This window comes from Amycolatopsis sp. NPDC048633 (genome assembly GCF_040650695.1).
GTDB lineage: Bacteria > Actinomycetota > Actinomycetes > Mycobacteriales > Pseudonocardiaceae > Amycolatopsis.
On the sequence record NZ_JBEZHS010000006.1, the window covers coordinates 28,526 to 49,806 of the forward strand.

At 70.6% G+C, this 21,281-nt stretch carries 20 protein-coding genes; 13 read left to right on the top strand and 7 right to left on the bottom strand.

Annotation, left to right across the window (positions count from 1 at the left end; translation table 11 throughout):
* Nucleotides 1-4: 4 nt before the first annotated feature.
* Complete coding sequence (locus AB0C38_RS14405) at nucleotides 5-2,101, bottom strand: fatty acid desaturase (protein WP_360672026.1); 2,097 nt, start codon at nucleotides 2,099-2,101, stop codon at nucleotides 5-7.
* Between the two features lie 138 nt (nucleotides 2,102-2,239).
* Here AB0C38_RS14405 and AB0C38_RS14410 point away from each other — a divergent pair, with 138 nt between their 5' ends.
* The 7 genes from AB0C38_RS14410 to AB0C38_RS14440 all read left to right on the top strand — a co-directional run bounded on the left by AB0C38_RS14410 (nucleotide 2,240) and on the right by AB0C38_RS14440 (nucleotide 8,734).
* Nucleotides 2,240-2,830: a TetR family transcriptional regulator gene (locus tag AB0C38_RS14410; protein WP_360672029.1), complete on the top strand. Its 591-nt coding sequence runs from the start codon at nucleotides 2,240-2,242 to the stop codon at nucleotides 2,828-2,830.
* Nucleotides 2,831-2,959: 129 nt separating this feature from the next.
* Entirely contained in the window at nucleotides 2,960-4,351 is a 1,392-nt protein-coding gene (tig, locus tag AB0C38_RS14415; protein WP_360672032.1) for a trigger factor, read from the top strand.
* Nucleotides 4,352-4,489: 138 nt separating this feature from the next.
* On the top strand, nucleotides 4,490-5,095 hold the full coding sequence (locus AB0C38_RS14420; protein WP_326943371.1) for an ATP-dependent Clp protease proteolytic subunit: 606 nt from the start codon (nucleotides 4,490-4,492) through the stop codon (nucleotides 5,093-5,095).
* Between the two features lie 28 nt (nucleotides 5,096-5,123).
* Nucleotides 5,124-5,777, top strand: coding sequence for an ATP-dependent Clp protease proteolytic subunit (locus AB0C38_RS14425; protein ID WP_360672036.1), 654 nt, complete (start codon nucleotides 5,124-5,126; stop codon nucleotides 5,775-5,777).
* A 229-nt stretch (nucleotides 5,778-6,006) separates the two neighbouring features.
* Nucleotides 6,007-7,302: an ATP-dependent Clp protease ATP-binding subunit ClpX gene (gene clpX, locus AB0C38_RS14430; RefSeq protein WP_360672039.1), complete on the top strand. Its 1,296-nt coding sequence runs from the start codon at nucleotides 6,007-6,009 to the stop codon at nucleotides 7,300-7,302.
* A gap of 50 nt (nucleotides 7,303-7,352) precedes the next feature.
* Nucleotides 7,353-7,760 carry a hypothetical protein gene (locus AB0C38_RS14435; RefSeq protein ID WP_360672042.1) on the top strand — a complete coding sequence of 136 codons (408 nt, stop codon included), beginning with the start codon at nucleotides 7,353-7,355 and terminating at the stop codon, nucleotides 7,758-7,760.
* Nucleotides 7,761-7,813: 53 nt separating this feature from the next.
* On the top strand, nucleotides 7,814-8,734 hold the full coding sequence (locus AB0C38_RS14440; protein WP_360672045.1) for an anti-sigma factor RsbA family regulatory protein: 921 nt from the start codon (nucleotides 7,814-7,816) through the stop codon (nucleotides 8,732-8,734).
* Nucleotides 8,735-8,861: 127 nt separating this feature from the next.
* On the opposite strand, the gene AB0C38_RS14445 is transcribed toward AB0C38_RS14440, so the two are convergent.
* Together AB0C38_RS14445 and AB0C38_RS14450 are read right to left on the bottom strand one after the other, a co-directional pair.
* On the bottom strand, nucleotides 8,862-9,827 hold the full coding sequence (locus tag AB0C38_RS14445) for an alpha/beta hydrolase-fold protein (RefSeq protein WP_360672048.1): 966 nt from the start codon (nucleotides 9,825-9,827) through the stop codon (nucleotides 8,862-8,864).
* A 76-nt stretch (nucleotides 9,828-9,903) separates the two neighbouring features.
* Nucleotides 9,904-10,611, bottom strand: a complete 708-nt coding sequence (locus AB0C38_RS14450; RefSeq protein WP_360672051.1) for a TetR/AcrR family transcriptional regulator — start codon at nucleotides 10,609-10,611, stop codon at nucleotides 9,904-9,906.
* Nucleotides 10,612-10,684: 73 nt separating this feature from the next.
* Between AB0C38_RS14450 and AB0C38_RS14455 the strand changes: the two genes are divergently transcribed.
* The gene (locus tag AB0C38_RS14455) at nucleotides 10,685-12,124 is read left to right on the top strand and encodes a carotenoid oxygenase family protein (RefSeq protein WP_360672054.1); all 1,440 of its coding nucleotides are present in this window, start codon (nucleotides 10,685-10,687) and stop codon (nucleotides 12,122-12,124) included.
* Nucleotides 12,125-12,133: 9 nt separating this feature from the next.
* Nucleotides 12,134-12,259 (top strand): hypothetical protein, encoded by a 126-nt coding sequence (locus AB0C38_RS14460; protein ID WP_360672057.1) that lies wholly within the window; start codon nucleotides 12,134-12,136, stop codon nucleotides 12,257-12,259.
* A 9-nt stretch (nucleotides 12,260-12,268) separates the two neighbouring features.
* Here AB0C38_RS14460 and fdhD read toward each other — a convergent pair whose 3' ends face one another.
* Entirely contained in the window at nucleotides 12,269-13,093 is an 825-nt protein-coding gene (gene fdhD / locus AB0C38_RS14465; protein ID WP_360672060.1) for a formate dehydrogenase accessory sulfurtransferase FdhD, read from the bottom strand.
* Between the two features lie 103 nt (nucleotides 13,094-13,196).
* On the opposite strand from fdhD, the gene AB0C38_RS14470 reads away from it, so the two are divergent.
* The 4 genes from AB0C38_RS14470 to AB0C38_RS14485 all read left to right on the top strand — a co-directional run bounded on the left by AB0C38_RS14470 (nucleotide 13,197) and on the right by AB0C38_RS14485 (nucleotide 17,016).
* Complete coding sequence (locus AB0C38_RS14470) at nucleotides 13,197-14,552, top strand: OFA family MFS transporter (protein ID WP_360672063.1); 1,356 nt, start codon at nucleotides 13,197-13,199, stop codon at nucleotides 14,550-14,552.
* Nucleotides 14,552-14,677, top strand: coding sequence for a hypothetical protein (locus AB0C38_RS14475; RefSeq protein WP_284742082.1), 126 nt, complete (start codon nucleotides 14,552-14,554; stop codon nucleotides 14,675-14,677). Before AB0C38_RS14470 ends, AB0C38_RS14475 begins: the two co-directional genes overlap by 1 nt.
* 57 nt (nucleotides 14,678-14,734) lie before the next feature.
* Complete coding sequence (locus tag AB0C38_RS14480) at nucleotides 14,735-16,141, top strand: LCP family protein (RefSeq protein WP_360672067.1); 1,407 nt, start codon at nucleotides 14,735-14,737, stop codon at nucleotides 16,139-16,141.
* A gap of 299 nt (nucleotides 16,142-16,440) precedes the next feature.
* Nucleotides 16,441-17,016, top strand: a complete 576-nt coding sequence (locus tag AB0C38_RS14485) for a hypothetical protein (protein ID WP_360672070.1) — start codon at nucleotides 16,441-16,443, stop codon at nucleotides 17,014-17,016.
* A 4-nt stretch (nucleotides 17,017-17,020) separates the two neighbouring features.
* Here the strand turns inward: AB0C38_RS14485 and AB0C38_RS14490 are convergent, their stop codons facing one another.
* From AB0C38_RS14490 to AB0C38_RS14500, 3 genes are all read right to left on the bottom strand, one after another.
* On the bottom strand, nucleotides 17,021-19,327 hold the full coding sequence (locus AB0C38_RS14490; RefSeq protein WP_360672073.1) for an FdhF/YdeP family oxidoreductase: 2,307 nt from the start codon (nucleotides 19,325-19,327) through the stop codon (nucleotides 17,021-17,023).
* A gap of 46 nt (nucleotides 19,328-19,373) precedes the next feature.
* Complete coding sequence (locus tag AB0C38_RS14495) at nucleotides 19,374-20,675, bottom strand: MFS transporter (RefSeq protein WP_360672076.1); 1,302 nt, start codon at nucleotides 20,673-20,675, stop codon at nucleotides 19,374-19,376.
* Nucleotides 20,676-20,740: 65 nt separating this feature from the next.
* Nucleotides 20,741-21,178, bottom strand: coding sequence for a MarR family transcriptional regulator (locus AB0C38_RS14500; RefSeq protein ID WP_360672079.1), 438 nt, complete (start codon nucleotides 21,176-21,178; stop codon nucleotides 20,741-20,743).
* Between the last annotated feature and the right edge of the window lie 103 nt (nucleotides 21,179-21,281).

Below are 21,281 nucleotides of genomic sequence, written 5' to 3' on the forward strand. Positions count from 1 at the left end.
GGGGTCAGCGGCGGTCGTAGTCGACCGCGACCTCCGGGGTCGTCGCGCGGGAGCGGCACGTCAGGATCCGGCGTGCCGCCACGTCGTCGACCGTCAGCGCGTAGCGGACGTCCATGTCGACCTGGCCGTGCAGCAGCGTCGCCCGGCAGGTGCCGCACGCGCCGCCCGTGCACGAGTACGGCACCTCGTACCCGGCCCGCAACGCCGCGTCCAGCACCGTTTCCCCGGCTTCGGCCTGGACGCACGTCGTCGTCCCGCCGAGCGTCACCGCCACCGTGGCCGGCAGGCCCGCCGGGTCGCGCAGGGGAGCCGCGCCGCGGAAGAGCTCGAAGTGGACGTTCTCGTCCGGGACGTCCGCGTCGGCCAGCGTCCGGCGGACCAGGTCCATCAGGCCGCGCGGCCCGCACAGGAACCATTCGTCGACCTTCGCCGGGTGCAGGCGGTTCTGCAGCATCGCGCGCAGCCGCGTCCCGTCGAGCCGGCCGCGCTGGTAGCGCTCGTGCGAAATCGCCAGGGCTTCGCCGATCGTGTCGAACTGCCGGGGCCGATGCGTGTGCAGGTCCGGGTCGCGCTCGTCGGTCCGGTAGTGGACGACGTGCAGCCGCCCGCCGAAGCCGTCGGCGAGCGCGCTCAGCTCGCGCGCGAAGAGCGTCGTCGCGCCCGAAGTGTTGACGTACAACAAGGTCGCGCGGCTGTGCGGCTCGGCGGACAGCGCGCTGACCAGGATGGACAGCACCGGTGTGATGCCGCTGCCCGCGGCCATGGCGACGTAGTGCGCGGTCCGCGAGGGGTCCGGGGTGAGCGTGAACCCGCCGGAGGGCGGGAGGACGTCGAGGAAGTCGCCCACGGCCAGGGTTGTGGTCGCGAAGCCGGAGAACGCACCGCCGGGGCGCCGCTTCACCGCGATCCGGAGGTCACCGGACTGCACCGGCGCGCAGATCGAGTACGTCCGGCGCACCGGCTGCCCGTCGAGCACCGCGCGGACCGCCACGTGCTGGCCCGCGACGAACCGGAACTCCGCGGCCAGCTGCGGCGGGACGTAGAAGGTGATCGCGACGGCGTCCGCGGTCAGCGGCCGGATCTCGCGCACCCGCAGCCGGTGGAACCGGCTCGGCCCGAGCGGGGCCGCGGCCGGCGCGGGCACGTCGACGTCGGGTTCGGCATCCAGCCCCACCGCCGCGCGGTACTCCGCCGCGGTCAGGTCCCGGCCCCACGTCGTGCTGATCGGGACGTCGCGGGCGAGGTAGGCCTCGCGGTTCTCGAGCCACACCCGCCGGTACCGGTGGAACGGGACGGCCGGGTGCAGGTGGTGCACCAGGTGCAGGTTCTGGGCCAGCAGCACCGGGGTGAGCAGCCGCTCGAGGCCGATGCGCACGCGGGTCGTGCCGAACCTGCCGCGCGGCCCCGCGGCGGGCAGGCCGTGGTGCGGCAGCCAGCCGAACGCCCAGGCGAGCAGGCCCAGTCCCAGCCGCTGCGGCAGCACGTAGACCAGCAGCAGCTCGACGCCGTGGCCGGTCGCGACCAGCCCCACCGCGGCCGAGAGGGCCGCGGAGAGCACCACCAGCGCCTCGGCCAGCTCCTGCGGGGGCCGGCACCGCAGCCGGGTGAGGTAGCAGCGCGCGTAGGCCACGTCCAGCGTCAGCCAGCGCAGCGGCAGCTGCCAGCGCGGGCCCCGCGACGTCCAGGCGTCCGGGTCGTCGGCCGGGCCGTTGGTGTGCCGGTGGTGTTCACCGTGGACGTACCGCAGCGACGGGAACGCCGAGTACGCCGCGACGAACGGGACGGCCAGCCGGCCGAGCACCTCGTTGACCCACGTCAGTTTCCCGGCCGAGTGGTGCGCCGACTCGTGCACCACCGTGTACATGAGGAAGGTGACGACGGTGTTCAGCACCACGGTCACGACCGGCGGCACGAGCCCGGCGAGCAGCAGCCAGGTCGCGGTGCCCCACAGCGTGAGGGCACCGGTGAACAGCAGCAGGACCGGCACCGAGACGGCGGGCAGCGCGATCCGGGGCGAGGGCACCGCGCGGGCGGTGGCCACCCCGGTCGCGGGCGCCGCCACTGTGACGGAACCGTGCGGCTCGGTGACGGCGACGGACATCGAGCGGTCTCCTCGGTCGAGAAGCTCCTGGCCAGGCGGGAGTCACCGTAGACAACTCCTCCGGGTTTGTAAACGTTGTGGCAGGCTTCGAAAAAAGGTGTCGGCCAGCGGAACCGAACCCGTGGGTAGGATCGCCGTGTGAAGGCCGTCACCCCTCCAGTCCCGGCGCGCACCCGGGAGAAGCTGCTGGCCGCGGCGGCCGACGTCATCCGCGCCGACGGCTGGGCCGCCGTGACGATGGGCAAGCTGGCCGCGCAGGTCGGCGTGAGCAGGCAGACCGTCTACAACGAACTGGGCTCCAAGGCCGAGCTCGCCAAGGCCCTGATGCTGCGCGAGACCGACCGCTTCGTCGAGCGGGTGAACGCGGACGTCGCCGCGCACCCGGACCACGCGGTCGACGGCGTCACCGCCGCGTTCCGGCACAGCCTCGAAGCCGCCCGCGGCAACCCGCTGCTCGAAATCGCGCTCGGCGGCGCGCAGGGCGGCCGCGACGACTTCCTCCCGCTGCTCACCTCCCAGCCCGAGGCGGTGCTCGGGCGGGCCGTCGACGCCGTCGCGGCCGTCTTCGCGCGCGCCTACCCCGAGGTCCGGCTGACGCCGTCGGAGTGGGCGGTCGCGGTCGAAGCGTTCATGCGGCTGCTGCTTTCCCACCTGGTGCAGCCCAGCGGCTCGGCCGAGCACGCGAGCGGCCAGATGCGCTGGGTGATCGGCCGGATGCTCGGGTCATGACGCCGCAGGTGGCCCCCGCCCCGGCGGCGCGGGCCACTGGCCTAGACTCGGACGTCCCGGTCTGCAGGTGACCTGGGCCCATTTCCGCAGGATTGTCCACCACAATCGTTACCGCTCGAGGAGAAGACCTTGAAGAGCACCGTCGAGCAGCTGAGCCCGACGCGAGTCAAGATCAATGTCGAGGTGCCGTTCGACGAGTTGAAGCCGAACTTCGACCGCGCCTACCGCAAGATCGCCCAGCAGGTGCGCATCCCGGGCTTCCGGCCCGGCAAGGTGCCCGCTCGCGTCCTGGAAAGCCGGATCGGGCGCGGCCCGGTGCTCGACGAGGTCGTCAACGAGGCCATCCCGGCCAAGTACATCGAGGCCGTTCGCGAGAACGAGGTCCGCACGCTCGGCAACCCCGAGTTCGACGTGACCAAGCTCGAAGACCGCGACGTCCTCGAGTTCACCGCCGAGGTCGACGTGCGCCCGGAGATCGAGCTGCCCGACCTCGAAGGCTTCGCGGTCACCGTCGACGACGTCGAGCTGACCGACGCCGAGGTCGACGAGCAGCTCGACGAGCTGCGCGCGCGCTTCGGCACGTTGACCGGCGTCGAGCGCCCGGCCGAGACCGGCGACTTCGTTTCGATCGACCTCGCCGCGACCGTCGACGGCGAGGCCGTCGAGGAGGCCACCACCAGCGGGCTGTCCTACGAGATCGGCTCCGGCCAGCTCGTGGACGGCATCGACGAGGCCATCGTCGGCGCGAACGCCGGCGAGACCAAGTCGTTCACCACCCAGCTGGTCGCCGGCGACCACGCCGGCAAGGACGCCGACGTGACCGTGACCGTCCAGTCGGTCAAGCAACGCGAGCTGCCCGAGGCCGACGACGAGTTCGCCCAGATGGCGAGCGAGTTCGACACGATCGAGGAGCTCAAGGGCGACCTGCGTGAGCGTCTCGCCCGCGTCAAGAAGATGCAGCAGGGTGTCCAGGCCCGCGACAAGGTGCTCGACGAGCTCCTGGAGCGCACCGAGGTGCCGATCCCGGAGAAGGTCCTCGACTCCGAGATCGAGAACCGCAAGCACGACGCGATCCACCCGTTCGACCACGACGAGGCCCAGTTCGCGCAGGCCCTCGAGGCCGAAGGCCGCACGCTGGAGGAGTTCGACGCGGAGACCCGCACCGAGTCGGAGAAGGCCGTCCGCACGCAGCTGCTGCTGGACACCATCGCCGACAAGGAAGAGGTCTCGGTCAACGACGGCGAGCTCACCGAGCGGATCATCTACCAGGCCCAGCGCTTCGGGATCAGCCCGGACGAGTACGTCCAGCGCGCCCAGCAGTCCGGCCAGCTGACCGCGATCTACGCCGACGTCCGCCGCGGCAAGGCGCTCGCCTCCGTGGTCCGGAAGGCGAACGTCGTCGACGGCTCGGGTGCCGAGGTCGACCTTTCGGAGCTGTTCGGCAGCGACGAGCCGGTCGCCGACGAGGCAACTCAGGAGACGCAGGTCACCGACGAGGCGGCGAAGACTCCGGCGGAGTGAAGCTGTGAGCGAACTTGGGCGGTGTCAGGCATTCTGCACCGCCCAAGTTCGTTAGGGTCGGATACAAGATCTCAAGCATCTGAAACGACAGCGGCGGCCGTCACGACCGGGCCGCCGCCGGCGAAAAGGCAGGCAGACGTGACGCAGCACACGCCCGAGGCGCGGACCGGAACCGCAGGGCTCACCCTCACCGACTCGGTGTTCGAGCGGTTGCTCCAGGAGCGCATCGTCGTCCTCGGTTCCGAGGTGAACGACGAGATCGCCAACCGGATCACCGCGCAGCTGTTGCTGCTCGACGCCGACGACGCCGAGTCCGACATCCGCTTCTACATCAACTCGCCGGGTGGCTCGGTCACGGCCGGGTTCGCCATCTACGACACCATGCAGCTGATCCGCCCCGACGTCGCGACGTACGCGATGGGCATGGCGGCTTCGATGGGGCAGTTCCTGCTCTCCTCGGGCACGCCGGGCAAGCGGTACTCGCTGCCGCACGCGCGGATCCTGATGCACCAGCCGTCCGCCGGGGTCGGTGGCACGGCGTCGGACATCGCGATCCAGGCCGACCTCTTCAACAAGTGGAAGCGGGAGCTGGCCCAGATCACGGCCGACCAGACCGGGCAGACGGTCGAGCAGATCATCGCGGACGGCGACCGCGACCGCTGGTTCACCGCGCAGGAGGCGAAGGACTACGGGTTTGTCGACCACGTCCTGACCCGCGACATCGCCCGTCCGGCCTCGAACTGAGCGCGAAGTACACACAGGAGAGTCGATCATGAGCAACTTCAGGCTCCCGGGTGACTTCCGGGCACCTTCCGTCCCGCAGTCGCGGTACATCCTCCCGTCGTACGTCGAGCGCACCAGCTACGGCGTCAAGGAGTCGAACCCGTACAACAAGCTGTACGAGGAGCGCGTCATCTTCCTCGGCGTGCAGGTGGACGACGCGTCGGCCAACGACGTGATGGCCCAGCTGCTGCACCTCGAGCACGAGGACCCGGACCGCGACATCCTGATCTACATCAACTCGCCGGGTGGCTCGTTCACCTCGCTGATGGCGATCTACGACACCATGCAGTTCGTCCGTCCGGACATCCAGACGTACTGCCTCGGCCAGGCCGCCTCGGCCGCCGCGGTGCTGCTGGGCGCCGGCACGCCGGGCAAGCGGTACGCGCTGCCCAACTCGCGCGTGCTGATCCACCAGCCGGCCACCGAGGGCACCTACGGCCAGGTCTCGGACCTGGAGATCCAGGCGAACGAGATCCAGCGGGTGCGGCGCCAGATGGAGGTCATCCTGGCGCACCACACCGGCAAGGACGCGGACCAGATCCGCAAGGACATCGAGCGGGACAAGATCCTGACCGCCGAAGAGGCCAAGTCGTACGGCATCATCGACGAGGTGCTTCCGTACCGCAAGGCGTCGGCTCTCTAGATCCGCCAGGCCGGTGTGTGTCGAGAAGACGACATACACCGGCACTCTGGTTTAGGGTCGTCCTCTGACGTGCTCCCGGCGCCTGTGGGTGTTCCCGCCCACGGCATCGGACGGGTACCGTCAGTGGCAATGCGTGAGGCTCCGCTCGGTCGTGAGTGACCGGGGGTCGCACCGTCGCAACACACGTCAGGCGCGGAAACCCGCGCCGGAGGGGACGAGGTCAACGGCCATGGCACGGATCGGTGACGGCGGAGACCTGCTGAAGTGTTCTTTCTGTGGGAAGAGCCAGAAGCAGGTGAAGAAGCTCATTGCCGGCCCCGGGGTCTACATCTGCGATGAGTGCATCGACCTCTGCAACGAGATCATCGAGGAGGAGCTGGCCGAGGCCGGCGACGTGAAGCTCGACGAGCTGCCCAAGCCCGCCGACATCCACGAGTTCCTCGAGCAGTACATCATCGGGCAGGACGATGCCAAGCGGACCCTCGCGGTAGCGGTCTACAACCACTACAAGCGGATCCAGGCGGACGACAAGGCCGGGCCCAAGGACTCCAAGGACGAGTCCGTCGAGCTCGCCAAGTCGAACATCCTGATGCTCGGCCCCACCGGGTGCGGCAAGACCTACCTCGCGCAGACCCTGGCGAAGATGCTGAACGTCCCGTTCGCGATCGCGGACGCCACGGCGCTCACCGAAGCCGGGTACGTCGGCGAGGACGTCGAGAACATCCTGCTCAAGCTCATCCAGGCGGCGGACTACGACGTCAAGCGGGCCGAGACCGGGATCATCTACATCGACGAGGTCGACAAGATCGCCCGGAAGAGCGAGAACCCCTCGATCACGCGGGACGTGTCGGGCGAGGGTGTCCAGCAGGCGCTGCTGAAGATCCTCGAAGGCACCACCGCTTCGGTGCCGCCGCAGGGCGGCCGGAAGCACCCGCACCAGGAGTTCATCCAGATCGACACGACGAACGTGCTGTTCATCGTGGCCGGCGCGTTCGCCGGGCTGGAGAAGATCATCAACGAGCGGGTCGGCAAGCGTGGCCTCGGCTTCGGCGCGGAGATCCGCACCAAGTCCGAGATCGAGGAGAGCGACGTCTTCTCGGACACCATGCCCGAGGACCTGATCAAGTTCGGGCTGATCCCGGAGTTCATCGGCCGGCTCCCGGTCGTGGCGACGGTCAACCACCTGGACAAGGAATCGCTGGTCAGCATCCTCACCCAGCCGCGCAACGCCCTGGTGAAGCAGTACAAGAAGCTCTTCGAGATGGACAACGTCGAGCTCGAGTTCACCAAGACCGCGCTCGAGGCCATCGCCGACCAGGCGGTCCTGCGCGGGACCGGTGCCCGCGGGCTGCGCGCCATCATGGAAGAGGTGCTGCAGCCGGTCATGTACGACATCCCGAGCCGCGACGACGTGGCGAAGGTCGTGATCACCGAGCAGACCGTCCGGGAGAACGTGAACCCGACGATCGTCGCCCGGCAGCCGACGCGGCGCGCGCGCAGCGAGCGCGGCGAGAAGTCGGCCTGAGGCCGGGCGTCTCCGGGCCACCCGGCCCGGAGACCCGACAGGAAAGCTGAATGACTGCTGACTCTATGCCGGTCACCGGCGGGGGCGCCGCCCCCGCCGGTGGTGTGCAGGCACCGCCGCCACCCGAACCGGCGCCGGTGCCCGCCGGGCCGGTCCTCGGGTTTCGCGAGCTGAGCGAACGCGTCATCGCGTCCGTGTTCGACCGGTACCCGTGGGTGAACCGGGTGCTGATGGGCGTGCTGGCCGTGTGCGCCGGCACGTGCGTCGTGGCCGTGGTGGCCCGGCTGTCGCCGTTGCCGCTGATCCCGCTGCCGCTCTTCGTCGTCGCGGGCTACGCGCTCTGGCGAGCCCGGGGGACGACCGAACGGCGTCCGCTGGTCAACTGGGTGCTGTTGTTCGCGCTCGCGACCCTGGTCGGCTTCTGGCTGATCTCGGTCGTCGGCCGCTGGGTGGAGTGAACTTCCTCCGGCCGAACCGTTTGCGCGAGGCTGTCTCCGGGTAGCAAGGTCCCGTGGTAGATGCCCTGACACCGGTCCGGCATCCCGCCCTCTTCTACCGTGGTGACTCTGCGTACCTCGTCGGCGTCATTCCGTTTCTGCTCGAAGGCCTCGACCGGGGCGAACCCGTGGCCGTCGCCGTCCCCGCGCGGAACCTCCGGCTCATCGGGAAGGCCCTGGCCGGCCGGGCCCGCGACGTGCGGCTGACCGACATGTGCCGGGTGGGACGCAACCCCGGCGCGATCCTGCCGACGGTCCTGCTCGCCTTCGCCGGCGAGCACGCGGGCCCGGTGCGGATCGTGGCCGAGCCGATGTGGGGTGACCGCACCGGGGCCGAGTACCCGGCGTGCGTCCTGCACGAGGCACTCATCAACCACGCTCTCGCCGGGCGTGACCTGACGGTCCTCTGCCCGTACGACACCGCCGCGCTGCCGCCGGCCGCGCTGGCCGACGCCGAGCGCACGCACCCGGAGGTGTGGGGGCCGGCCGGGCCGTTCGTCAGCCCCCGGTTCGACCCGGACGGAGCCCGCGCGGACTTCATGCGGCCGCTGGTCCACCCGGCGGCCGCGGTCGAGCGGAAGTTCGACATCGGGCAGCTGGCCTCGCTGCGCGGGTTCGCGGAGATCTGGGCCGCCCGCCACGGGCTGCGCCGCCCCCGGCGTGACGACTTCACCCTGGCGATCGCGGAGCTGACGACGAACAGCGTCCTCTACGGCGGCGGCGAGGGTGTGCTCCGGCTGTGGGCGGAGGAGCGCCAGGTGGTCGGCGAGGTCACCGACACGGGCACGATCACCGAGCCCCTGGCGGGCCGCATCCCCCCGGCGGCGGCGAGCCTGGGCGGCCGCGGGCTCCTGCTGGTGAACCGCCTGGCGGATCTGGTCCGCACGTACTGGGTCCCGGGCCGCACGACGACCCGGGTCCACTTCACCTGCTGAACGCCGGTACCGAGAGGGTCGGCTCGCGTACCCGAACAGTCGGCTCGCGTACCTGGACAGTCGGCTCACGAACCGACCCTCTGGGTACGCGAACCGACCCTCTGGGTACGTGAGCCGGCTCTTGCGGTCAGTCCTTGCGAGGGACGTGCTTGCCGAGGAAGCTGATCACGCTCGGGACCACCGTCCGGTTGAACGGGTCGCCGTGCTTGCCGTGGGCCGTGTGGGCCACCGCCGGGTGGGCCGCGTCGATGTAGCGGCGGACGCCGGTGACGAACGGGTCCTCCGTGCCGCACCAGATGCCGTTGGCCACGCTCTTCGTCTCGTCGATGTGACGCAGCGGGTCCAGCGCCGTCCAGTCGTTCAGGCCGGTGAAGATGTGCCGCTTGGCCATCTCCTGCCAGGACAGGATCAACGCGGGGGCGAGCGTCGCGACCGCGGCCGGCGGTTGGCGCCGCTCCACGCGGCGACGCGTGTACACCAGCGCGCCGAACCCGCCCATCGAGACGCCCGTGCAGGCGAACGGCTGCCCGGTGTCCCCGGCGAAGCCGCGGGCCCGCAGCCACTGGGGGACCTCCTCCAGCAGCATCGCCATCGGGTCGTCGCCCGTGTGCACCTCGTGCCAGTAGTTGTCGCCGCCGTCGACGGCGACGAAGCCGAACGCCGGGACCGCCTTGCGCGCGACGTCGCTGGAGAGCTGCTTGAGCGTGCCGGTCGGGGCCGCGCTGCGGGCGTTGCCGTGCAGGCCGTGCAGCATGAGCGACATCGGCAGCCCCTTCGGCGGGGTCTTCGACGGCAGGATGAACACCAGGTCGACCATCCGGCCGCGGGCCTGGGAGTAGACGCGCTCGACGCGGGTGCTGCCCAGCTGGGTCGTCGGGTTCGACGACGTCACGCCGAGCGTCCGCTGCAGGGCCTGGCTGAACGGCAGCTTGCCGGTCGCGGTGCCGACGGCGAGGCCGCCCACGGCCAGCCCGGACGCGCCCGCGATCAGCACCGAGCGGCGGCTGAGCCATCGCCGCGCGTCGCGGACGGCCGCCGCCCCCGCCGGGATTTGCGGCTCGGCCTCGCCGCGCTCCCCGTTTTCCTCGTTCACCTGTCTCCGTCCCCCGCCTGCTGCTCTTAGGACGCCGCGCACCCGCTCCGCGTTCCCCTCGCGCCCTTTCGCCGGGTTAGTCGTTCCCACCCTGCCCGGCGTTTCGGGTTTTCGCCCGCCAAGCCGCCTTGGCTGCCTCGGTCGAGTGTTCCGCCCGCTCCACAGTGTCCCCGAGACCCACCGCCAGGGTGATCCCCAGGGGTATCAAAATGTGGTCGATGCCCTGCTCACCGGCACCGAAGTGGCCGGACGCCTCGAGCGTGACGAAGCCGTGGAGCGCGCTCCACAGCTGGGCGGCCGCCTGGTACTTGTCGGCGGGCCGGAACCGGCCGGCCTCGATGGCCCGCTCGGTCGCCCGGACGATGTGGTCGAACGCCTCCAGGCCCTCCGGAGCGGCTTCGCGGCCCTCCTCGGTGGTCAGGTCGGACAGCGTCGCCCGCTTGCCGCCCGGCGCGGACTGGCCGAACGTCACCGCGAACAGCTGCGGCTGCTCGGCGACCGCCTGCCGGTAGGTCCGGGCCAGGCTGAAGATGTCCGCGACCGGGTCGTCGGTCTCGCCGACCTCGGCCAGCCACGCGCTGAGCTTCCCGAACCCCGTGCGCGCCACCTCGTCGACCAGCGCCGCCATGCCCCCGAAGTGCGTGTACACGGCCATCGTCGAGACGCCGATCTCCGCGGCCAGCTTGCGGGCCTGCAGGGCTTCGGGGCCGCCCACGTCGAGCAGCCGGATGGCGGCCTCGACGAGCCGCTCCTTGACGTCGTTCGCGCGGGGTTTCGGGCTCATGCTTGCCAGTATCTCATAACCCTGTTATAAATGGGCTCATAACCGAGTTATGGCAGCTTCGGAGGGGTCAGGCATGGGCAACAAGTTCCTCGAAGGCAACTTCGCCCCGGTGAGCCGGGAGCACACGATCACCGAACTGGCCGTCACGGGGCGCATCCCCGACTTCCTCGACGGCCGCTACCTGCGCAACGGGCCCAACCCGCTGTCCGAGGTGGACCCGGCGGCCTACCACTGGTTCATGGGCGACGGCATGGTCCACGGCGTCCGCCTGCGCGACGGCAAGGCCGAGTGGTACCGCAACCGGTGGGTGCGCAACCCGGCCGTGGCGGCGACGCTCGAGGGCGAGGACGCGAGCCGCTTCTGCGGGCTGGACGCGCTCGGCGCCAACACCAACGTCATCGGCCACGCCGGCAAGACCCTCGCGCTGGTGGAGGCCGGGGCGCCGATCTACGAGCTGACCGACGAGCTCGACACCGTCGGCCGCTGCGACTTCGATGGCACGCTCCCCGGCGGCTACACCGCCCACCCCAAGCGCGACCCGCGCACCGGCGAGCTGCACGCCGTGTCGTACTTCTTCGGCATGGGCAACAAGGTCCAGTACTCGGTGATCGACGCCGCGGGCCACGTCCGCCGCACGGTCGACGTCGAGGTCACCGGGTCGCCGATGATGCACGACTTCTCGCTGACCGAGAAGCACGTCGTGTTCTACGACCTGCCGGTGACGTTCAACGCCGGGATGGCGGCCGCCGCCAACGTGCCCAGCGCGCTGCGCACGCCCGCGAAGCTGGTGCTGTCGGCCATGGTCGGCAAGGTCCGCGTGCCCGACCCGGTGACCGCGATGATGGCCGGCAAGATCGGCGCGAACGGCGGCCTGCCGTACCGCTGGAACCCGAAGTACCCGGCGCGGATCGGCGTCATGCCGCGCGAAGGCGGCAACGGCGACGTCCGCTGGTTCGAGGTCGAGCCGTGCTACGTCTTCCACCCGCTCAACGCCTACGACGACGGCGACAGCATCGTGCTCGACGTCGTCCGCCACCCGAAGATGTTCGACAGCGAGCTGCACGGCCCGGACGAAGGCGGCCCGACGCTCGACCGCTGGACCGTCGACCTCAGCGCGGGCAAGGTCCTGGAGGAGCGCCTCGACGACCGCGGCCAGGAGTTCCCGCGGGTGGACGAGCGGCTCGTCGGCCGTCGCCACCGCTACGGCTATTCGATGTCGGCCGACGGCGGCGCGAACCCCGCCGGCGCGCTGTTCAAGCACGACTTCCAGGCCGGCTCGCGCGAGGAACGCGCGTTCGGCGCGGGACAGCAGCCCGGCGAGTTCGTCTTCGTCCCCTGCCACGAGGACGCGGCCGAGGACGACGGCGTCCTGATGGGTTTCGTCTTCGACCCGGCGACGCAGCGCAGCGACCTCACGCTGCTCGACGCGGGCACGCTGGAGACGGTCGCCGCGATCCACCTGCCGGACCGCGTGCCCAACGGTTTCCACGGCAACTGGGTCGAGTCCGCCTAGGGTGACGCCATGCGCAAACGGGACGGGATCGGCGGCTGCGTGGTGCTGCTCGTCCTGATCGCGATGATCGTGCTGGTGCTGGCCGCCGTGGTCTACGGGATCATGGCCGCGACGGAGTACCTGCCCCGGCATTGAGCTCGAGTGTCAGGTCAGCACGCGGTGGTCACCCGTGTAGAGGTTCATCGAGTCGCCGCGCAGGAAGCCGATGAGCGTCATGCCGTTCTCTTCGGCCAGCTCGACGGCCAAGGACGACGGTGCCGACACCGCGGCCAGCAGTCCGATCCCGGCCATCGCGGCCTTCTGCACCAGTTCGAACGAGGCGCGCCCGGACACCAGCAGGCCGTGGCCGGGCGCCGGCACGCGGCCGTCGAGGACGGCCCAGCCGAGCACCTTGTCGACCGCGTTGTGCCGGCCGACGTCCTCGCGGACGACGGCGAGCTCACCGTCCGGGGTGAACAGTCCCGCCGCGTGCAGGCCACCGGTGCTGGCGAACACCTTCTGCTGGGTGCGCAGCGCGTCCGGCAGGCCGGCCAGGGTCTCGCTCTTGACCGCGAAGGCCGCCTCGGCCGGGGGGAAGCGGGTCTTGAGCTTGACCGCGTCGAGCGCGGCCTTGCCGCAGACGCCACACGAAGAGGTGGTGTAGAAGTTGCGCTCGACCCCGGTGTCCGGCGGCGGCACGCCGGGGGCCAGCGCGACGTCCAGCACGTTGTAGGTGTTGCGGCCCTGGTCGTCGACGCCGTCGCAGTAGCGGGCGACGGAGATGTCCTCGCGGCCGCCGATCACCCCTTCGGACAGCAGGAAGCCGTGGGCCAGCTCGACGTCGTGCCCCGGCGTGCGCATCGTGACGGCCAGCGCCTTGCCGCCGACCCGCAGTTCCAGGGGTTCTTCGGCCGCCAGGGAGTCGGGGCGGCGCCGGTCCCCGGTCGCGGAGATCTTCCGCACCGGCCTGCGCACGGTCACCCTGCCCATGGCCCACACCCTTCTCCGCCGGAAAGTTTGACACTCGCATGGTGCAACGCCGGGTATTTAGTAATACATTCCCTCCATCATCCCCACTCTACGGAGGGATCCGATGGCTCTCGGCTTCCTGGACCGTTCCCGGATCGTCGCACCCCCAGGCTGGACCCGCTGGCTGGTGCCCCCGGCGGCCCTCTCGGTACACCTGTCGATCGGGCAGGCCTACGCGTGGAGCGTCTTCAAGACCCCGCTCGAAAAGACGATGCACCTCAACGGCACCCAGAGTTCGCTGCCGTTCCAGCTCGGCATCGTCATGCTCGGCCTGTCCGCGGCGTTCGGTGGCACGCTCGTCGAGAAGAACGGCCCGCGCTGGGCCATGTTCGTCTCGATGTGCTGCTTCGTCACCGGGTTCCTGGTCTCGGCGCTCGGTGTCGCGACCGGACAGTTCTGGCTGGTCGTCGTCGGCTACGGCGGGATCGGCGGTGTCGGCCTGGGCATCGGCTACATCTCCCCGGTTTCGACGCTGATCAAGTGGTTCCCGGACCGGCCGGGCATGGCCACCGGCATCGCGATCATGGGTTTCGGCGGCGGTGCGCTGATCGCGTCGCCGTGGTCGTCCTCGATGATCGGCGCCACGCCGACCACGGGCAGCATCGCGACGGCGTTCCTCATCCACGGCGTCGTCTACGCGGTGTTCATGTCGCTCGGCTGGCTGATCGTGCGGGTCCCGGCCGACGACTGGAAGCCGGCGGGCTGGGAGCCGAAGACCGACCACGGCACGGCCATGATCTCCACCGCGAACGTCTCGGCGGCCAACGCCATCAAGACGCCGCAGTTCTGGCTGCTGTGGGTGGTCCTGTGCTTCAACGTGACCGCGGGCATCGGGATCCTGGAGAAGGCGTCCCCGATGATCGTGGACTTCTTCAAGAGCACCTCGACGCCGGTCGGCGCGGCTGCGGCGGCCGGGTTCGTCGCGCTGCTGTCGCTGTGCAACATGCTCGGGCGGTTCGTCTGGTCGTCCACATCGGACGTCATCGGCCGCAAGAACATCTACCGCACGTACCTCGGCGTGGGCGCGGTGCTGTACCTGGTGATCGCGCTGACGGAGAACTCGTCGAAGCTCGTGTTCATCCTGTGCGCGATGGTGATCCTGTCCTTCTACGGCGGCGGGTTCGCGACGGTCCCGGCGTACCTGAAGGACCTCTTCGGCACCTACCAGGTCGGCGCGATCCACGGCCGGCTGCTCACCGCGTGGTCGGTCGCCGGCGTGCTCGGCCCGCTGATCGTCAACCGGATCGCCGACAGCGAGAAGGCGGCGGGCAAGTCCGGCCCGGACCTCTACGCGACGTCGTTCTACATCATGATCGGCCTGCTGGTGGTCGGCTTCGTGGCCAACGAGCTGGTGCGGCCGGTGAAGGAGAAGTTCCACGAGCCCGTCGCCTCGGGCGCGGCCGCGAGGAGTGAGGTGTGATGACGGAACCGGCGACGAAACCCAACCGGGTCCCGCTGATCGTGCTGGCCTGGGCGTGGGTCGTGCTGCCCTTCGCCTACGGCGTGTACCAGCTTTTCCTGAAGCTGGTGCAGCTCTTCGGCTAGCCCTTGTGAGCTGAGTCACCCGTGCAGCAGGAGGCGGCCCGGCGGCGTCGGTAGGACGTGCACCTACTGGGGAAGATCGCCGTCGCCGGGCTCGCCTTCGCGGTTCTGTGCGGTACCGCATACGGCTACGAGAACCTTCACGCCCTCGACGACGTCTCGCGCGACAGCGTGATCGACGCCGACGGCGGCACCCCGCCGGGGGAGCAGCCCGCCGACGGCTCGCTCGACATCCTGCTCGTCGGCCGGGACTCCCGGACCGACAAGGAGGGGAAGCCGCTTTCCCCGGACGTCCTGCGCGAGCTGCGAGCCGGCGCCAACGGCGACGACCTCACCGACACCCTCATCGTGCTGCGGATCCCGAACGGCACGCACGACGTGAAAGCGTTCTCCATCCCGCGCGACAGCTACGTGTCCATGCCCGGCGGGAAGGGCAAGATCAACGCCGCGTTCGGCCGCGCGAAGGCCGCGGAAGCGAAGCGGCAGCGCGACTCGGGGGAGACCGACAAGGCCAAGATCGACCAGGCCGCCCTCACCGCCGGGCGACGCGCGACGCGGCAGGTGGTCGAGGACCTCACCGGCGTCAAGATCGACCACTTCGCCGAGGTCAACCTCCTGAGCTTCTCCGAGATCAGCAAGGCGGTCGGCGGCGTCGACGTCTGCCTGAAGCAGGCCACGAAGGACAAGAACTCGGGGGCGGACTTCCCGGCCGGGCCGCAGCGGATCTCGGGCGCGGACGCGCTGGCCTTCGTCCGCCAGCGCGACAACCTCATCGGCGGCGACTTCGACCGGGTGCGGCGCCAGCAGGTGTTCCTCGCCAGCCTCGCGCGGCAGGTGCTCTCGGCCGGGACGCTGGCCGATCCCGGGAAGCTGTCCGACCTCATCGAGGCCGTCAAGCGGTCGGTCGTGCTCGACAACTCGTGGAACCTCCTCGACTTCGTGTCGCAGATGCGGGGCGTCAGCGGCGGCGGGATCCGGTTCGAGACGATCCCCGTCGTCAACCGCGACTACCGGTACGACCCGCAGAACCCGCGGGCCACGGCCGTGCAGGTGGACCCGGCCGCGGTGAAGTCCTTCGCGGCGGCCATGGTCGGCGCGGCCGCTCCCGCGACGCCGACGGCCGCCCCGGTCACCGTCGACGTCTCCAACGCGGGCCCGAAGGCCGGTCTCGCGGCCCGCGTGTCCGGGTTCCTGGGGGACCACGGGTTCGCCAAGGGCACGACCGCCAACACCGGCTCGCGGCGGACCTCGCTGGTCAGTTTCGGCGCCGACCTCGCGCAGCGGGGCGCGGAGGTCGCGAAGCTGCTGGGCGGGCTGGCGACGCAGGAGTCCGCGGCCGTGCCGGCGGGCCACATCGAGGTCGTGCTCGGGTCGGTGTACTCGGGTCCGGGGACGACCGGGGGCGGCGGCGCCCCGGCCGCCGGCGACGACCCGATCACCTCGAGCGGGGTCGTCTGCGTGAATTGATCGCGCGCGGCAATGGAATGCCCGGCTTTTCCTCGGGATACCCGAAATTGCGCGAAGAATTTGCGCGAAGCACCGCAAGGTCGTTTTCCGCCGACCGGACCACGGCGGACCACGAGGGTGATTGGTCTTGACGCTTCGTCCCTGGTGAGGCAGGGTGCGATGACCGTCGGCGGCGGCGCCGCACGACGGACCGGAAATGATCACCCGACCGGTGGCGATCCGGAAAGTCAATTTCGGGAAATACGGAAAGTCCGGAACCTATGCGCAACAGCGTTGCCCGCGGAGGGTGGCTCCTTCCGGTGCTCGCTTCCGCCGTTCTGTGTGCCGGGTGCCAGTCGTCGTCCTCTTCGGCGCACTACCCCGACTCGATCGACGCCTGCAAGCTGCCCGGCCCGAGCGCGCGCGACCGGCTCGCCCCCGGCACCGTCGAGGTCCCGGCGACCTCGGTGAAGACCGCCGACGCCAAGGTCGTCCCCCAGGACCGCTCCACCGAGGGCAACGAGCTCACCACCTGCAAGCGCTTGTTCGCCCGCGACCTCGGCCGCGGGAAGCCCAACATGCAGGACTACCGGCTCGTCACGATCGCCGTCGTGCGGTTCACCGACTCCGACGCGGACCAGGGGGCGGTCAAGGCCAGCCAGCTGATGACCGACGCGCTCGGCGACCACTCGGGCGTCCGGCTCGCCACCGGCATCGGCGACGAGTCCGGGTTCTCCGAGCAGTGGGCCGCCGTGCGCACCGGGAACGTCGTGCTGGGCATGGCCATCGCCGACGGCGGCACGGAGGCCGCGATGATCGCGCCGGCGACCCTCGACAACGTCCAGGCGGTGGTCACCGACATGACCGACGCGTTGAAGCGCGACTACCAGGGCTGAGTCTTCAGGGCCGGGGTTCGAGCCGCACCACGATCGCCTTCGACACGGGCGTGTTCGACTTCTCCGCCACCGAGTCCAGCGGCACCAGGGCGTTGGCCTCCGGGAAGTACGCCGCCGCGCAGCCGCGGGCCGTGGGGTAGGCCACCACCCGGAAGGACGGCGCGCGGCGGTCGCCGTCCCGCCACTCCGAGACCAGGTCGACCATCGCGCCGTCGGTCAGGCCGAGGGCCGCGACGTCGTCCGGGTTCACCAGGACCACCCGGCGGGCGTTCTCGATCCCGCGGTAGCGGTCCGAAAGCCCGTAGATCGTGGTGTTGTACTGGTCGTGGCTGCGCATCGTCTGCAGCAGCAGCCGGCCCTCGGGCACCTGCGGGTACTCCAGCTCCGAGATCGCGAAGTTGCCCTTGCCGTTGGCGGTGCCGGTGAACTCGCGGGAGTCGCGCGGCGCGTTCGGCAGCACGAACCCGTCCGGCTCGCGGACGCGGCGGTTGTAGTCGTCGCAGCCCGTCACGACCCGCGCGATCCGGTCGCGGATCAGGTCGTAGTCGGCCTCGAACGTCCGCCACGGCACGGCGTGCCCGGCGCCGAACAGCGTTTCGGCCAGCCGGCAGACGATGGCGACCTCGGACAGCAGGTGCTCGCTCGCCGGCTTGAGGCGCCCGCGCGAGGTGTGCACCTGCGACATCGAGTCCTCGACCGTGACGAACTGCTCGCCGCTCGCCTGGACGTCGCGCTCGGTGCGCCCGAGCGTCGGCAGGACCAGCGCGGTGCGGCCGTGCACGACGTGCGACCGGTTCAGCTTCGTCGAGACGTGCACGGTGAGCGAGCAGGACTGGAGCGCCTTCGCGGTCGTCTCCGTGTCGGGTGTGGCCGAAGCGAAGTTGCCGCCGACGGCGAAGAACACCTTGCCGCCGCCGTCGCGCATCGCGCGGATCGAGTCGACGGTGTCGAGGCCGTGCTCGCGCGGCACCTCGATGCCGAACTCGCCGGCCAGCGCGTCCATGAAGGACTGCGGCATCTTCTCCCAGATGCCCATCGTCCGGTCGCCCTGGACGTTCGAGTGCCCGCGCACCGGGCACAGGCCCGCGCCCGGCTTGCCGATCATGCCGCGCACCAGCGCCAGGTTCGCGATCTCGGAGATCGTCGGCACGGCGTGCTTGTGCTGCGTCAGGCCCATCGCCCAGCAGTAGATCGTGCGTTCCGAGGACGCGATCATCCGCGCGACGCGCTCGATCTGCTCGCGCGGCAGGCCGGTGGCGCGCTCGACCTCGGGCCAGTCGATCTCCCGCAGGTGCTTCGCGTAGTCGTCGAAGCCTTCGGTGGACCGCGTGACGAAGTCGCGGTCGATGATCGCGCCGGGCGCTTCCTCGTCCCAGGCCAGCAGCAGGTGCCCGACGGCCTGGAACAGCGCGAGGTCGCCGCCGAGGCGGATCTGGGCGAACTCGTCGGCCAGCGGCGTGCCCTTGCCGACGACGCCGCGGACGTTCTGCGGGTTCTTGAACCGCATCAACCCGGCTTCGGGCAACGGGTTCACGGCGATGATCTGCGCGCCGTTGCCCTTGGCCCCTTCGAGCGCCGAGAGCATCCGCGGGTGGTTGGTGCCGGGGTTCTGCCCGACGACGACGATCAGGTCGGCCTTGTGGATGTCGGCCAGGCTCACCGAGCCCTTGCCGATGCCGGTGGTCGCCTGCAACGCCGCGCCCGAGGACTCGTGGCACATGTTGGAGCAGTCCGGCAGGTTGTTGGTGCCGAACGAGCGCACCAGCAGCTGGTAGAGGAACGCGGCCTCGTTGCTGGTGCGGCCCGAGGTGTAGAAGATCGCCTCGTTGGGGTCGGTCAGGGCCTTCAGCTCGCCGGCGACGAGCTCGAACGCGTCGTCCCAGGAGATCGGTTCGTAGTGCGTCGCACCGGCGCGCAGCACGAACGGCTCGGTGATGCGGCCCTGCTGGCCGAGCCAGTAGTCGGTCTTCGTCCGGAGGTCCTCGATCGGGTGCGCGGCGAAGAACTCGCGCCCGACCCGGCGTTTCGTGGCCTCCTCGGCGACGGCCTTGGCGCCGTTCTCGCAGAACTCGGCCAGCTTGCGCTTCTCGCCGTCGACCTCACGCGGTTCCGGCCACGCGCAGCCCGGGCAGTCGAAGCCCTCGCGCTGGTTCAGCAGCCGCAGCGCCTTGACGGTCCGGCCGGTGCCCATCTGTTCGACGCTGCGCGCGAGCGACACGGCGACGCCGGGTATCCCGGCCGCCCAGCCCTTCGGCTTACCCACCTCGAGGCGGGTCTCGTCCACGTCCTGCGCCGGCGCTTCACGGGTCATGTGTTCATCGTGCGCCTCGATGACCGGATGCGCGAACAGGGGGTGGTCACACCTTCGCGGTTCGCAGGCCCCGGTCGGCGACGGTGACGGCCAGCAGGAGAACGCTGACGACGACCAGCGCGATCGCCAGCCGGTGCAGCCCGGCCGAGTCGGCGTGCGATCCGTAGCAGAGGGCGATGAGCGTCGAGGCCACGATCGCGCCGAGGTACTGGGCGGTGCGGAACAACCCGCTGGCGGTGCCCATCTGCGCGGCCGGCGCCTCACGGTAGAGCGTCGTCTGGTTGACGACGCTGGTCAGGCCCTGGGCCAGGCCGAACAGTGCGGCCAGCGCGAGCAGCGCGCCGACCCACGTCCCGTCGTGGACGAGCAGCAGCAGCGCCGAGCCGCCGACCAGCGCCACCGCGACGGTGACCAGCCGCGCCTTGATCCCGGACGCGCGCCCGGAGAACGCCGCGGCGCAGAGGGCGGTGCCGGACATCGGCAGCAGCATCAGCCCGGCCGCCTCCTCGGACAGGTGACGCGTGGTCTCCAGCCATTGGACGTACCCGAACATGATCGCGTAGATGGCGATGAAACTCAGCGCCTGCCGCAGGTAGGTGCGCAGGATCGCGCGGTTGGCCGCGAGCATCCGGAGGTCCAGGAACGGGTCGGCGCGCCGCAGCTCGACCAGCGTGAACGCGGTCCCGAAGGCGGCGACGACGGCGAGCAGCCAGGCCTCGGCGCCGGGGTCCATCAGGAAGAACAGGAGCGCGAGCAGCGTCGCGGAGAACAGCGCGATGCCGAGCACGTCGATCGGCTTGGCGGTGCGCTCGCCGCGGTCGTCCTTCGGCACCCACGCCCATGCCAGCACCAGTGACAGCCCGGCGAGCGGGATGTTCACGGCGAAGATCGCGGGCCAGCCGAAGAGACCGATCAGCACCCCGCCGAGCGTCGGGCCGATCGCCATCACCGTCTGCGCGGACATCGACAGCAACGACAGCACGCGGGCCGGCACCCCCTGGCCGCTGGCTTCGGCGTGGTGGCGCAGCACGGCCATCGCCGCCGGGAAGCCGGCGCACGTGCCGAGGCCCAGGACCACCCGCACGCCGGTCAGCCAGCCGACCGAGAGCGGGATCATGCCCGCGATCCCCGCGATGATCACCAGCACCGCCCCGCCGAGCAGGACGCGGCGGGCGCCGTAGCGGTCCACCAGCAGCCCGACCACCGGCTGCCCGACCGCGGTGGCCAGGTACAGCGCCGAGATCAGCCAGGCCGTCTGGCCGGGGCCGGCACCGAAGCTCTGCCCGATCGGCACGAGCGCGACGGCGATGAGGGTGGAGTTGATCGGGTTGAGCACCGCGCCGGCCACCAGCGGGGTGACCAGGCGGGCGCCGAACTTGGCGGGGGCGGTGACGGTGCTCGTGGGAGCTCCTCTCAGTGCTGGGCGACGCGCTGCAGCAGCGGCAGCGCGCGGGTGACGGCGTCGAGCTCGGCGGGGGACAGCGCGTCCGCCAGCGACTGGGCGAGCCATTCGTCGCGGTGCTGGAGGATGCCGCGCACGGTGTCGGAGCCGGCCTCGGACAGGCCGATCACCACCCGGCGCCGGTCGGCCGGGTCGGGGGTGCGGGTGAGGTAGCCGAGCTCGTCGAGGACGCCGAGGGTGGCGGCCATCGACTGCTGCCGGACGTGCTCGGCGGCCGCGAGCTCGCCCTGGGTGGCGGGGCCTTCGCGGTGGAGCCGGTTGAGCACGGCGGACTGCGACGGCGTCAGGATGCCGGCGTTGTCGACCTGGCGCAGCCGCCGGTGCAGTTGCGCGACGACCGCGCGGATCCAGCCGGCGCTTTCAGCGACGTGTGCGGGTACTTCGCCCATGCACACAGTTTAACTGTACAGTCCAGACTGTGCATCTGGATGTGACGCAAACGCCGTGAAGGGCACCTTCAGGGCTCATAAGGCCCTGAAGGTGCCCTTCACG